Genomic DNA, 13,181 nt, shown 5'->3' with positions numbered 1-13,181 from the left:
CAAGGTTGGGGGCTTTTCCCCGGGCGCCAGGGAATAATGCTCCGATGCCGGTGGTGCACGCGCCCTCGCGTCACCCTCGCGCCGTTGCATTGATCGGAGTGAACGGCGCTGTCATACTCGGCGTCGCTGACGCGCACCGCCACGAGGCGCAAGCCGTCAGTTCATGGAGACATACAATATGAAGATTGCGCAGATCGCCCCTCTGACCGAATCGGTGCCGCCGAAGCTGTACGGCGGCACGGAGCGCGTCGTGTCGTACATCACCGAGGCGCTCGTCGAACTCGGCCATGACGTGACGCTGTTCGCAAGCGGCGACTCCGTCACCAGTGCGAAGCTCGAAGCGGTCTGGCCGCGCGCGCTGCGTCTGGACCCCGGCATTCGCGACCGCATCGCGCCGCACATGCTGCTGATGGAACTGGTGCGCCGCCAGGCCGACGAGTTCGACGTGCTGCACTTTCACCTCGACTATTACTCGTTCTCAGTGTTCAAACGGCAGGAGACGCCGTTCGTCACGACGATGCACGGCCGCCTCGATTTGCCCGAGCAGCAGCCGGTCTTCGACACCTTCAACACCGCGCCGGTAATTTCGATTTCAAACGCGCAGCGTCATCCGCTGCCGCAGGCGCGCTGGCTCACCACCGTCTATCACGGCTTGCCGGAGCAGCTCTACACGCCGCAGCCGGTCGAGCAGAAGTACCTCGCGTTTCTCGGCCGCATCTCGCCGGAAAAGCGCGTCGACACGGCGATCCGCATTGCCGGGCGTTGTGGAATGCCGATCCGCATCGCCGCGAAAGTGGACGCGGCCGACCGCGAGTACTTCGAACGTGAGATCCGGCCGCTGCTGGACTTGCCCTACGTGGAGTTCATCGGCGAGATTGCGGATAACCAGAAGGCCGAATTCCTGTCGGGCGCACATGCGCTGCTGTTCCCGATCGACTGGCCGGAGCCGTTCGGTCTCGTGATGATCGAGGCGATGGCGTGCGGCACGCCGGTGATCGCGTTCAATCGCGGCTCGGTGCCGGAAGTGATCGAAGACGGCGTGACGGGCTTTATCGTCGAGGACGAGATTGGCGCGGTGGCGGCGGTCAACCGTCTGCACAAGATGCCGCGCGCCGGCGTGCGGCAGCGCTTCGAGGAGCGCTTCACCTCGCACCGGATGGCGCAGCAGTACGTGGATGCGTATCAGTCGGTGATTCGCGCGCAGAAGCGCTCGCGCTTCAAGGTGATCGATACGTCGTCGGGAAGTTGACGCGGCGGACTCGCTCGTCCGCTGCGGCGAGCCGCGCATTCGGATATGCGCGGCGCGGTGAAAAAAGAACGGCGGTGTGCGATGCGCACCGCCGTTTTTCATTGCTGCTTCATGCTGAGCGGTTGCCTTGGGCGGCCGCCGGACTTTAGCGGCACAAGCCCTGAAGGACAGCCTGAACGCCGGGATAAGCCGCGGCCGCAAGCCCGATCGAACCCGCCGCCGCGACGCTCACGCTCGCCGCCCTGCAACCGCAGACCGCACGGGCCCGCGTCTGACCCGGCCACCGCCGCTCACGCAACCGGGCGGATCAGACGCTTACCCCGCAGACCTCCCAAGCGGATAGCACGCTCAGATCTTCAGGCGCGACACCTTGGTGCCCTGCAGCGACAGGTCGCCCATCAGGCCGGCATTGGTCAGCACGAATACCTGGACCGGGGCGGTTGCCGTGGTCGTGTCGATTGCACCGTTCGCGCCGACCTTCACCAGCGCGACCGAGGCGTCGCCGCCGACCGACCAGCCATCCGCATTGCGGAATTTGTCGAGCGAGTCCTGCGTCATGAACAGGAAAATGATGGCCTTCGATTGCGCGCCCGCCTGCAGGCCGAACGACCCGGAAATCGTGCTGTAGTAGCCGACCGAGGCGCCGCCCACGCGCAACGCGCCTTCGCCGTACTGACCACCGACGATAAAGCCCGCTTGCAGAACCGACGGGAACACCAGCACGCCGCGCGCCTTCGACACCAGTTCGCGGGAACCCTTCACGGTCGTGAAGAGGCGTGAGAGCGTACCGTCGACGGCGGCGTCGATCGACTGCCGCTTGGATGAATCGGTGGATGGCGTGGGGTTGCTGCTGCTGGAAGACGTGGTCGTACAGCCAGCGAGTGCAATGCCTCCGAAAGCGAGCGCAGCGGTAGTCTTCAACATGAAGTTTCGTCTTTGCATCGTTTTTCTCCGTGTAGTTCCGGGGCGCAACATGAGGGCGAATGTCGCCGGGTTGCCTTTGAGTTATATCACAAGCGAGTGCGAACGCGCACTTGGCTGGCAGGCGAGAAGCCTTGTGTGACGGGGCTTTGCGGCTGATCGCAAGATGCCGTGCTGTAATTTTGACCTGCCTCGGTGCCGGCCCTGAAAGGGCTTGTGTGGCGTTTTGTTTGGGCTTGCCGCGAGACCTGCGTCGTGCGCAGTCGCGCATCGGCTAAACGTGCGGTGTCAGGCGGAAAAGCGCTTTTTACCGATTTTTGAGCCGGGCTCAGGCGCTGAAAATCGACATGGAAGTGTTGCCTGGACGCCGCATTTGATTGGCGACACGAAAGTCGGGAAGCGTGGGACAGGCGAGCCGCGGCGGGGCCTCTCCCGTGATCTTTTCGGCCTTCGCCTGAGGGCGCCTCTTGCGACGCATCTCATCCATGATTCGCCGGACTCTTGACCGGCGGCGGGCGCCGCAGTGCGCGGCGCACCATGCCGATCAGCATGCCGATCAGCAGCAGCACGACCGCCGGCACGACCCAGTAGCCGACGAACGCATGCCACAGATACCCGATCAGCGTCGTGCGGCGCACACTGTATTCGTTGCGCGCGTCCTGCTGGCGCGGCGCATTGGCGGCCAGCACGTCGGCGGGACAGCCGGCCGCCTGCGCCTCGTCGGGCTTGCCGTGGCAGCGCGCGGGCGCGCCGGCGGCGCGTTGTGCAGCGGTGAAATTCCAGGTGGTCAGCGCGCGGTCGAGGTCGACGGCGTTGTACGCCATTTCCTCGCGGATCTCGCTGACTGCGACGATCGCCACGGGCACGGCCCAGAAAACGATGACGAGCAGCCACCGCCTCAACCAGCGGTTTTTATGCTTCGATACCATCCTTGCCTCCAATCGATGCTCAGCAGCACCAACGACAAGATGGCGGCCCGTCTAATGTTGTATATGGGGGTGAGCCGTCTCCGCAGCCATCATAGAAGAAAACGGCGGGTTCAGGCGGGTGGACTGCGAAGGGCGGGGTGAGAGGCGAGGGAAGCGGGAGGCCGCGCGAGACGTCGAAGCGGAGGTCGGCGCGGCCGTATTCGAGCAATCAGCGCCTCGTCATCATGCTCGTTGCATGGCGCCGATGCGCTGCGTTCAGTCGTACTCAGTTAGCCGGCGCGGACGACAGGCAGGTCTTCATGAAGGCCTTGCGCTCGTCGCCTTTCTTGCCGGTGGCCTGCGTGTTACACACTTTCATCTTTTCCTGTTGGGTCATCGGCGCGGCGGCCGGCTTCGCGGACAGGCAGGTTTGCATGAACGCCTTGCGGTCATCGCCTTTCTTGTCGCCGGCCTGCTTGTTACAGTCAGCCATCTTGGTTTGCTGGCTGTTCCCGGCGAACACCGGCGAAACGAGAACCGCGCCGAGCACCAGCGTAGCGATAGCGGATTGGATTTTCATGTGACACTCCATCGGTGGTGAAAACGTTTTTGGTCGTTCATGCGCGTGGGCGTCAACGGCATCCAGGGCCCCCCGGCACGTCCATTATGGCAAATACTGTCTGCCTGAACGGATAAAAGCGCATTCCGGTTGACAGGCGCCCACGCTCGTTTTCCCTGACGCGAAGGGGGACCGGACATCCCGCCGCCTATTGAAACAGGCGAATGAGGCCCGAGTGGAAATATGTTATGCAATCCAGATCAATTAATTAAGCTTATTCCATGGAATCGGCTTATCCACTATTTGAATCATTGATTGAAAGGTAGAAATGTAATCAGCATTGCTGCGAATGCAAATGAATAGTAAATCGGCATAAAATTCCTTGGTGAATCAGCTGGGCAAAGTTGACGCCAGCGCCTTGCGGTCACCCTCTCTCGCCAGCCACAGGAGGGCTCGCCATGCACTATCTGTTGATGTACGACTTCGTTTCCGACTACCTCGAACGGCGTCCCGCGTATCGCGACGAGCATCTGAAACTCGCGTGGGCGGCGTCGGCGCGCGGTGAACTCGTGCTCGCCGGCGCGCTCGCCGACCCCACGGACGGCGCCGTGCTGCTCTTCGAAGCCGATTCTCCCGCTGCCGCCGAAGCCTTTGCCAGAAAGGATCCGTACGTGCTCGCCGGACTCGTGACGCGCTGGCGCGTGCGCGAGTGGACGACGGTGGTGGGTGACGCCGCCGCGAAACCGACTCGCTAGAAGCAGCGCCCACAAGCCAGATCGAGCGCCGTATCAAGAGAAATGAGGGCGCACGCGCAGGCACCGCACGCGCCCCTTGCGTCCCCCATCATTTGCGTCATGCATACACGCCGTCAGCGCGACCGTCAGCTGGCGCCGGTCATTCGCACACTCCCATAACGCATTGAAATGCGCTTTAAATCACGTGTAGGATTGGTAAATCCTATTCGAGCGTGACGCGCGTCGTTGTGCTCTGCAATACGACGCTCCACTGTCAGGTTCGTCACCCCTTGTGTGACGGCAATGCAAGTAAAGACGCAGTGAAAAGGACAAGATTGTTTCTATCCGTAACACTTGTCTCAACTGTACTCACGCAAACCCTGGGATGGTATGCTTCGTGCACAAATTCTCCCATGCACGAGTGAGACCACGTTCTGTGCTTCGCAATAGGGACAAACCGCACTAAGTCAGGGCGGTATTGACCAGCCAACTGAACGTACCAAACATATTTGTGCAACCGAGGGCCGCACACGGATCGTGAAAGTTGAATCCGTGGCAGGTCCAACGCCGCGGCCAGGCCAGGCCGCGTGGAGAAAACCCAAATGTTTTTCGATGAGCTAAGCAATGACGAATGGGCGCTGCTGGCAGCGCTTGTCTCCGATGAGCCGGCCGTCCGTCTGAACCGACGCGGCCGGCCCCGCGCCGAACCACGTATCGTGGCGAATGCCGTCCTGTGGATTCTGACTACCGGCGAGCCCTGGTCGAAACTGCCGGGGCGCTATCCGTCGGGTCCCACGTGCCGTCGCCGGTTTGAAGAATGGCAACTGAACGGCACGCTGCTCGAAATGGTCCGGTTGTTGTCGCAGACCGGGCGCACTTTCGCGTACGTCCCCCAGCCGGCGCCGCCCGTCGCGGCCAAACCCGCAGCGCCGGCCGCGGAAACACCCAGCATGCGCGACGAGAGTCTGCGTGGCGTGTCCTGGAGGAGTCCCGAGTCGTGGCAGGCGCCGGGCGTGTCGAGCACGCTCGCCAACTGGCGCTCGGCTGATCCGATCGCCGACATGACGCGGCAATTGTCCGGCCTCGCGGCTGCGACACCGGTGGCGCGCACGCAGGCAAACTCCGCAACGGCCGAGATGCGCGCCGCTGTGCCTGCCGATTTCGGTGAGGCGGGTGCGGTCGGCACGGCGATGGGCCAGCTGAATTCGGCGATCGCGTCGGCACGTCACGCGCAAGCACCGGACGATCAGCGCAGCCCGTTGTCGCTGAGTCTCGCGCCACGCGGCATGCAGATCGCCGGCCCGCACGGCTATCTGATCTACGTCGTGGCGGAGCCGGTGCCGAACGAGATGTATCGCGCGTGGGCGGAAATCATGAAGGACGGCAAGCGCGTCGAGCGCTCCGGCCTCGTCGGCCCGCGCTTCGCGGATGTGCACGAGGCGGAGCAGTACGCGCTCGACTGGGCGCAGCAGTGGATCGACCGGGAACGCGCGACGCAGGCGGCGGCCGAATCCACCGCGGGCGTGGCTCGTGCGCCGTCGGCCTATGCGCCGAGACAAACGGCACGTCCGTTGCCCGCCTTGCGCCACGTGCCGGAGCCGGTTGCGGTGAATCATGGCGCGCCGCTGCACGGTCCGCTCAATGCATTCCGTGGACCGTTGCGCCGTTATCCCGGTGACGCGCCGGTCGCAGCCCCCGTATCCGACGGCAATAGCAGCACCTCAGAGCGCGCATCGGATCGCTTTTCGTCGACGTACACAGAACTCATCTCCCACGCGGGATGAGCACGGCGAATAGCTAGTTCAGCAGCACCCCGCGGCAGTCAGGAGCAACCGCCGCAGGTTCCCGCTTCATTCGTGGTGATTCAACCGTGCTGCCTGATCACTGGCGTCCATACGTGTCGTCGAAACGCACGATGTCGTCTTCGCCGAGATACGAACCCGACTGCACCTCGATCATTTCGAGCGGCATCTTGCCCGGGTTCTCGAGGCGGTGCGTGACGCCCAGCGGAATATAGGCCGATTCGTTTTCGGAGACGATAAAGCGCTCTTCACCGCGCGTGACGAGCGCCGTGCCGCGCACGACGATCCAATGTTCGGCGCGGTGATGATGCATTTGCAGCGAAAGCCGCGCACCGGGTTTCACGACGATGCGTTTAACCTGGAAGCGCTCGCCGGTATCGACGGAATCGTAGTTGCCCCACGGGCGATGCACCTTGCGATGGTTGGACGCTTCCAGCCCGCCTTCTTCGCGAATCCGGCCGACGATCTTCTTCACGTCCTGCACGCGCGACTTGTCGGCGACGAGAATCGCGTCGGCCGTTTCGACCACCACGAGGTCCTGTGTGCCGACGCAGGCAATCAGTCGTCCTTCGGAATGCGCGAAAGTCGACGACGCGCCTTCGAACATCACGCGGCCGCGGCTCACGTTGCGCTCGGCGTCTTTCTCCGAGATGTCCCAGATCGCGTCCCATGAGCCCACGTCCGACCAGCCCGCCTGCAGCGGCACGACCACACCGGTGGCGATGCTCTGATCGGCGCCGAGCTGTTCCATCACCGCGTAGTCGATCGAATTCGACGGCGAGGCGCTGAACGCGTCGCGCTGCAGACGGAAAAAGTCACCGTCCGCTTTGCCGCCCGCGAACGCTGCTGAGCACGCCTCGTAAATGGCCGGCTGGAAATGGCGAATCGCCTTCAGCCAGGTGGACGCCCGCATGATGAAGATGCCGCTGTTCCACCAATACTCGCGCGATTCGACGTAGCGCTGCGCGAGTTCCAGATGCGGCTTCTCGACGAAGCGGTCGAGCTGATGCGCAGCGATCTTGCCGGATGCTTCGTCATCCGTAGCATTCGTCTGTGCGGCGAGCGCCGCACCGATGCGAATGTAGCCATAGCCGGTTTCCGCGCGCGTCGGCACGATGCCCATCGTCACGATGTGCCCGGCCGCCGCATGCTGCACACCGGCGGCCACCGCCGCATGGAAGCCGGCGCTGTCGGAGACGGCGTGGTCGGCAGGCATCACGACCATGATGCCGTCACTGTCCTGCGCGGCGATCGACAACGCGGCCACCGTCAGCGCGGGCGCCGTATCGCGGCCTGCGGGTTCGAGAATCAGCCGGGTCGGCTTGCCGCTCGTGCGTAGTTGCTCGGCGGTGGTGAAGCGCTGCTCCTCATTGGCCACCACGACCAGTTGCTCGGTGAGCGGGTAGCCGGATTCGAGTCCGTCGAGACGACGGGTGGTGGATTGCAGCAGCGAGTCTTCGCCGAGCAAACCGATCAGCTGTTTCGGATGCTGCTCGCGCGACATCGGCCACAACCGCGTGCCGGAGCCGCCCGCGAGAATCACGGGGTGAACCTTGAGTTTGACGTTCAGGGGCATAGCTTGCGTGGACCGGGTGTCGGCGGGTGTCGCCGTGACCGGAGCTGTCATGATGGACTCCTCGAGGCTGGGTGAATGCGACGAGTTTTATCATGAAGTCTGGAATCAATAAAAGCGCGTTAAATGAAAACTATATAAATGCGCGCAATAAAAATATCCATTTCATGTAGAAAAAATGTCCGGTCGATTTATAAAAAAGAAAAATTACCCGAAAAAAATCGGCGGCCATTTTTTTACCGCACATTCTGCGTCAGAATGACGTCACGAAGTCAGGCGTAAGCTTCGTAGGGAATTGCGAGGCGCGGACGAATTTACCTTACAAATCGGCCTTAAGAGCGCTCCAAAAGCGGCAGGAAGCCTCAATTCGGTAATAATTGCCGAACAAAACTCAGAAAAAATATCGAAACTTTGACCGATACAATTTGAGATATTTTGCGGTCTTGCAGTGCGAATTTTAATATCGCTTTATCTATACCTGTACAAGGGTATTCACTCATTCCGACATCAATTTCCCGATCCGGCCATTCAGGCAATTTCAGGTTCGGGAAAAGGGAAGGGCAATCGCACCGGTTCAATCAGTTTCGCGTCGCGCAGGTTTATTGCGGGACGCGCTCGACGGCGTGGTGTGCCCGATTGGCGGACGGGGTGGCGACGGATTCAACCAACCAACGGATGGCACTTGACTGACGAACTGAGGGGCAGCGCATGCTGAGCGTTCTATCGAGAATCATCGACATCGCCATGGTCGCGCTCGGCGCCGCCATCGCGGCGGCCGTGCACAGCGGGAAGTTCGTGTGGCTGGACGATATGCAAAGCGTGTCGCTCGCGTTCGGCTGCCTGCTGGTGGTGGTGTTTTTCCCGGCGCTCGGCATCTATCAATCGTGGCGCGGCAAGCCGCTCTACGACCTGTTGTCGCGCGTGGCGGGCGGCTGGGTGATGGTGGAGATCACGGGCGTGCTGATCAGCTTCAGCCTGCACCGCTCGGACAGCCTGTCGCGGCTGTGGCTCGTGTACTGGGCAATTGCCACCATCGTGCTGCTGATCGTCACCAAGGTGATCGTCTATTCGATCCTGCGCGGGCTGCGCCGCGAAGGCTTCAATCAGCGCGCGGTGGCGATCGTCGGCGGGGCGCCGTATGGGCGCTTCCTGATCGAGCAGATGCGCAGCCGCCCGGAAGCGGGCTTCAGCCCGGTCGTGATGTTCGACGAGGACGGCACCATCAATCACTACGAAGACCCGGACGCGGGCGACGTGATCGAAGGCGTGCCGGTCGAGCGCGACTATCAGCGGATGATCCAGCTGGTGCGCCAGCGTGCGATCCGCGAGTTGTGGCTGGCGCTGCCGATCTCGAAGGAAAAGGCGATCCATCGCTTCGTGATGGACCTGCGCAACGACTTCGTGAACATCCGCTTCATTCCGGACGTGCGCAGTCTCACGCTGTTCAATCAGCCGATGGTCGAGTTGCTCGGCGTGCCGGCGATCAACCTGGCCGCCTCGCCGATCACCGATCTGCGCGTGCTGCCCAAGCGCGTGTTCGACCGCCTGTTCGCACTCGCCGCGTTGACCGCGCTGTCGCCGCTGATGCTGGTGATCGCGGCCATGGTGAAGCTGAGTTCGCCCGGCCCGGTGTTCTTCCGCCAGAAGCGCAAGGGCATCGACGGCAATCAGTTCGAGATCTACAAATTCCGCTCGATGAAGCAGCACAAGGAAGAGGCCGGCAAGATCACCCAGGCCACGCGCCGCGACCCGCGGATCACCGCGGTCGGCGCGTTCCTGCGGCGCACCAGCCTCGACGAACTGCCGCAGTTCATCAACGTGCTGCGCGGCGAGATGTCGGTGGTCGGCCCGCGCCCGCATGCGCTCGAACACGACGACATCTACAAGGATCTGGTGAAGGGCTACATGCACCGCTACCGGATCAAGCCCGGCATCACCGGATGGGCGCAGATCAACGGCTATCGCGGCGAAACCGACCGCATCGAAAAGATGATGGGCCGCGTCAAGCTCGATCTGTACTACATGCAGCACTGGACCTTCTGGCTCGACATCAAGATCGTCGTGCTGACGCTGTGGAAGGGCTTCGTGGGCAATAACGCTTATTGAATCCCGCGATCGAGCCCCGGTCATGCAACGCGACGCGCCACATGAGCGCACGCCTGAATCAACTCCACCGAATCAACTCCTTTTCTCGAGGTGCAACACATGAACCTGACGATCATCGGTAGTGGCTACGTAGGCCTCGTGACGGGCGCTTGTCTGGCCGACATCGGCCACGACGTGTTCTGTCTCGACGTCGATCAGCGCAAGATCGACGTGCTCAACAACGGCGGCGTGCCGATCCATGAACCGGGTCTGCAGGACATCATCGCGCGCAATCGCAAGGCCGGGCGCCTGAAGTTCTCGACCGACGTCGAGGCCGCAGTCGCGCACGGCGACATCCAGTTCATCGCGGTCGGCACGCCCTCCGACGAGGACGGTTCCGCCGACCTGCAATACGTGCTCGCCGCCGCGCGCAATATCGGCCGGCATATGACGGGCTTCAAGGTGATCGTCGACAAATCGACGGTGCCGGTCGGCACGGCCTCGCGCGTGCGTGACGTGGTCGCGGCCGAACTGGCCGCGCGCAACGCCGCGCACATGTTCTCGGTGGTGTCGAATCCGGAGTTCCTGAAAGAGGGCGCGGCGGTCGAAGACTTCACGCGACCCGATCGCATCGTGCTCGGCTGCGACGAGGACGTGCCCGGCGAAAAAGCGCGCGAACTGATGAAGCGTCTCTACGCGCCGTTCAACCGCAACCGCGAACGCACGCTGTACATGGACGTGCGCTCGGCCGAATTCACCAAGTACGCGGCCAACGCGATGCTCGCCACGCGCATCTCGTACATGAACGAACTGGCCAATCTGGCCGACCGTGTCGGCGCGGATATCGAAGCGGTGCGCCGTGGCATCGGCTCCGATCCGCGCATCGGCTACGACTTCCTGTATGCCGGTTGCGGCTACGGCGGCTCGTGCTTCCCGAAGGACGTGCAGGCGCTGATCCGCACGGCCGCGGACCACAAAGCGAACCTGCGCATTCTCGAAGCGGTGGAAGCGGTCAACGACACGCAAAAGCGCATCCTCGCGCAGAAGATCGTCGCACGTCTGGGCGAAGACCTGTCGGACCGCACGTTCGGCGTGTGGGGCCTCGCGTTCAAGCCGAACACCGACGACATGCGTGAAGCGCCGAGCCGTCCGCTGATCGCCGAACTGCTGCGCCGCGGCGCGCGCGTGAAGGCCTACGACCCGGTCGCGATCGACGAATCGAAGCGCGTGTTCGCGCTCGATCTGAAGGACGTGCCGCAGCAGCACGCGCGCCTCACGTTCGTGAAGGAAGAAATGGAAGCGGCCGAGGGCGTCGACGCGCTGGTGATCCTCACCGAATGGAAGGTGTTCAAGAGCCCGGACTTCGACGCGCTCAAGGAGATGCTGAAGATGCCGCTGATTTTCGACGGCCGCAATCTCTACGAGCCGGATGCGCTGCTCGAACTCGGCATCGAGTATCACGCGATCGGCCGTCAGCACGCGCTGCGCAATGCGCCGGCGCGGGTCGGCGCGAACGGCCTGCCCGTCGCGCACGCGGATGTCGATACACGCGCGGTGAACGCCGCCGCCGCGAGCCTCTAGGCCGCCGGGCCACCCGCTCACCACGCGCCTCGTCAAGGAGCCTGCCATGTTCGCCAACGTTCTGATCGTTTGCCACGCCAACGTCTGCCGTTCGCCCGCCGCCGAAATGCTGTTCAAGGCGAGGCAGCGGGCGGCGTCGGAAGCAGGGCGCTCCGCCGCGCCGATCGCGTTTCATTCGGCGGGCCTGCGCGCGATGAACGGCCACGCGATGGACCCGGTCATGCAACGCCTGCTCGCCGAGCAGGGCGTTGCCTCCGGCATCCATTACTCGCGCCGGCTGGACCGCAAGCTCGTGCGAGCCGCGGATCTGGTGCTGGTCACGGAGCGCGCGCAGGTGAGCGACGTCGAAGCGCTCGATCCGGCCTCGCGCGGCAAGGTCTATCCGCTCGGCAAATGGGAAGACGATTCCGACGTCGCCGATCCGCACGGCGGCGAGGAAACCGCTTACAGGGAGAGTCTCGTGCTCATCGAACATCTGGTCATGGGATGGCTGAAAAAAATATGCTGATGCAAAAACTCACTGCAAACTCATTCGCGAACGTCAAGGCCGGCTTCAGTACGAAGTTCGCCGCGACACTTTTGCTGACGTCTTTTCTGTCGGCCTGCGCCACCGCACCGGGCAATTATCTCGACACGTCGCGCCTGAAAGAGGACGACCAGAACCGGCCCACCGAAACCTATCCGGTCCATCTGATCGACGGCAACCTGATCGCCGCGCAGGCGCAGGCGGCCGCTTCGAAAACCCAGGTGCTGCCGACCTCGGCTCTGAGCGACCCGTCGCAGTACGTGTACCGTCTCTCGCCGCAGGACATTCTCGGCATCACCGTGTGGGATCACCCTGAATTGACCACGCCGCAGGGCAGCACGCTGTCCTCGGGCGGCAACACCACGCAGTCGATCGGCGGTGCGTTGCAGCAGCCGTATACGGCCGCGCTGCCGGGCCAGGCCGACCCGTACGGCCAGACCATCGCCGCCGACGGCACGATCTTTTTCCCGTTCGTCGGCCGCATCAAGGCCGCGGGCAAAACCACCGGCGAGTTGCGCGAGCAGCTCGCGAGCGGCCTCGTGCGCTATATCCGCAATCCGCAGGTCGACGTGCGCGTGCTGTCGTATCGCGGCCAGAAAGTCCAGGTGACCGGCGAAGTGAAGACGCCGGGACCGCTCGCCATCAGCGACGTGCCGCTCTCGCTGGTCGACGCGATCACGCGCTCGGGCGGCACGAACTCGGACGCCGATATCCAGCGCGTGCGCCTCACGCGCAACAACAAGCTCTACACGCTCGACGCCGACCGCATGCTCGATCGCGGCGACACCACGCAGAACGTGATGCTGCAAAACGGCGACGTGATCAACGTGCCGGACCGCACCGACAGCCGCATCTTCGTGCTGGGTGAAGTGAAGACGCCGATCCAGGTGCCGATCGTGCGCGGCCGCATGACGATCGCCGATGCGCTGACGCAAGGCGGCGGCATCCTGAACACCGACGCCAATCCGCGCCAGATTTTCGTGATGCGCGGCATGAAGGACCATCCGACCACGCCGGAGGTGTTCCGCCTCGACATGACGCAGCCGGACTCGATCATGCTGTCCTCGCAGTTCCAGTTGCAGCCGCTCGATGTCGTGTATGTGGGCACCGCCGCTTCGACCACCTTCAACCGTGTGTTGCAGCAGGTCCTGCCGAGCGTGCAGACGCTGTTCTATCTGAAGCAGTTGACGCGCTGAACCTCTGAGCCGTAGACAGGCCCGCGCCGCGCCGCTCTCTTCATGGG

The 13,181-nt window shown here is 63.1% G+C and carries 11 protein-coding genes; 7 read left to right on the top strand and 4 right to left on the bottom strand.

Translation table 11 applies throughout. The features are described from left to right. Positions 1 to 178: 178 nt before the first annotated feature. Entirely contained in the window at positions 179 to 1,249 is a 1,071-nt protein-coding gene (locus ACZ9H4_RS08530) for a glycosyltransferase family 4 protein (protein ID WP_408142329.1), read from the top strand. A 348-nt stretch (positions 1,250 to 1,597) separates the two neighbouring features. Here the strand turns inward: ACZ9H4_RS08530 and ACZ9H4_RS08525 are convergent, their stop codons facing one another. The 3 genes from ACZ9H4_RS08525 to ACZ9H4_RS08515 all read right to left on the bottom strand — a co-directional run bounded on the left by ACZ9H4_RS08525 (position 1,598) and on the right by ACZ9H4_RS08515 (position 3,658). Next, positions 1,598 to 2,191, bottom strand: a complete 594-nt coding sequence (locus ACZ9H4_RS08525; RefSeq protein WP_408142327.1) for a BPSL1445 family SYLF domain-containing lipoprotein — start codon at positions 2,189 to 2,191, stop codon at positions 1,598 to 1,600. Between the two features lie 458 nt (positions 2,192 to 2,649). Further along, positions 2,650 to 3,099 (bottom strand): hypothetical protein, encoded by a 450-nt coding sequence (locus ACZ9H4_RS08520; protein WP_408142325.1) that lies wholly within the window; start codon positions 3,097 to 3,099, stop codon positions 2,650 to 2,652. Positions 3,100 to 3,364: 265 nt separating this feature from the next. Beyond that, positions 3,365 to 3,658 (bottom strand): PsiF family protein, encoded by a 294-nt coding sequence (locus ACZ9H4_RS08515; RefSeq protein WP_408142323.1) that lies wholly within the window; start codon positions 3,656 to 3,658, stop codon positions 3,365 to 3,367. Positions 3,659 to 4,095: 437 nt separating this feature from the next. On the opposite strand from ACZ9H4_RS08515, the gene ACZ9H4_RS08510 reads away from it, so the two are divergent. Together ACZ9H4_RS08510 and ACZ9H4_RS08505 are read left to right on the top strand one after the other, a co-directional pair. After that, a complete protein-coding gene (locus ACZ9H4_RS08510; RefSeq protein ID WP_408142321.1) occupies positions 4,096 to 4,392 on the top strand; it encodes a YciI-like protein in 297 nt (98 codons plus the stop codon). 581 nt (positions 4,393 to 4,973) lie between these two features. Continuing rightward, positions 4,974 to 6,155 carry a transposase gene (locus tag ACZ9H4_RS08505; protein WP_476118747.1) on the top strand — a complete coding sequence of 394 codons (1,182 nt, stop codon included), beginning with the start codon at positions 4,974 to 4,976 and terminating at the stop codon, positions 6,153 to 6,155. Positions 6,156 to 6,252: 97 nt separating this feature from the next. Here ACZ9H4_RS08505 and ACZ9H4_RS08500 read toward each other — a convergent pair whose 3' ends face one another. Then, entirely contained in the window at positions 6,253 to 7,800 is a 1,548-nt protein-coding gene (locus ACZ9H4_RS08500; RefSeq protein WP_408142317.1) for a mannose-1-phosphate guanylyltransferase/mannose-6-phosphate isomerase, read from the bottom strand. A 654-nt stretch (positions 7,801 to 8,454) separates the two neighbouring features. Between ACZ9H4_RS08500 and ACZ9H4_RS08495 the strand changes: the two genes are divergently transcribed. The 4 genes from ACZ9H4_RS08495 to ACZ9H4_RS08480 all read left to right on the top strand — a co-directional run bounded on the left by ACZ9H4_RS08495 (position 8,455) and on the right by ACZ9H4_RS08480 (position 13,134). Beyond that, positions 8,455 to 9,852 carry an undecaprenyl-phosphate glucose phosphotransferase gene (locus ACZ9H4_RS08495; RefSeq protein WP_408142315.1) on the top strand — a complete coding sequence of 466 codons (1,398 nt, stop codon included), beginning with the start codon at positions 8,455 to 8,457 and terminating at the stop codon, positions 9,850 to 9,852. Positions 9,853 to 9,951: 99 nt separating this feature from the next. Further along, positions 9,952 to 11,412 (top strand): UDP-glucose dehydrogenase family protein, encoded by a 1,461-nt coding sequence (locus ACZ9H4_RS08490; RefSeq protein WP_408142313.1) that lies wholly within the window; start codon positions 9,952 to 9,954, stop codon positions 11,410 to 11,412. A 46-nt stretch (positions 11,413 to 11,458) separates the two neighbouring features. After that, entirely contained in the window at positions 11,459 to 11,920 is a 462-nt protein-coding gene (locus ACZ9H4_RS08485; RefSeq protein ID WP_408142311.1) for an arsenate reductase/protein-tyrosine-phosphatase family protein, read from the top strand. Continuing rightward, complete coding sequence (locus ACZ9H4_RS08480; RefSeq protein ID WP_408142309.1) at positions 11,920 to 13,134, top strand: polysaccharide biosynthesis/export family protein; 1,215 nt, start codon at positions 11,920 to 11,922, stop codon at positions 13,132 to 13,134. The genes ACZ9H4_RS08485 and ACZ9H4_RS08480 overlap by 1 nt, the downstream gene beginning before the upstream one ends. Positions 13,135 to 13,181 lie beyond the last annotated feature (47 nt).

The sequence above is a fragment of the Paraburkholderia sp. TE9906 genome (assembly GCF_056279605.1).
The sequence above is the reverse complement of the archived record's forward strand: the minus strand, read 5'-3'. Positions and strand labels throughout refer to the sequence as shown.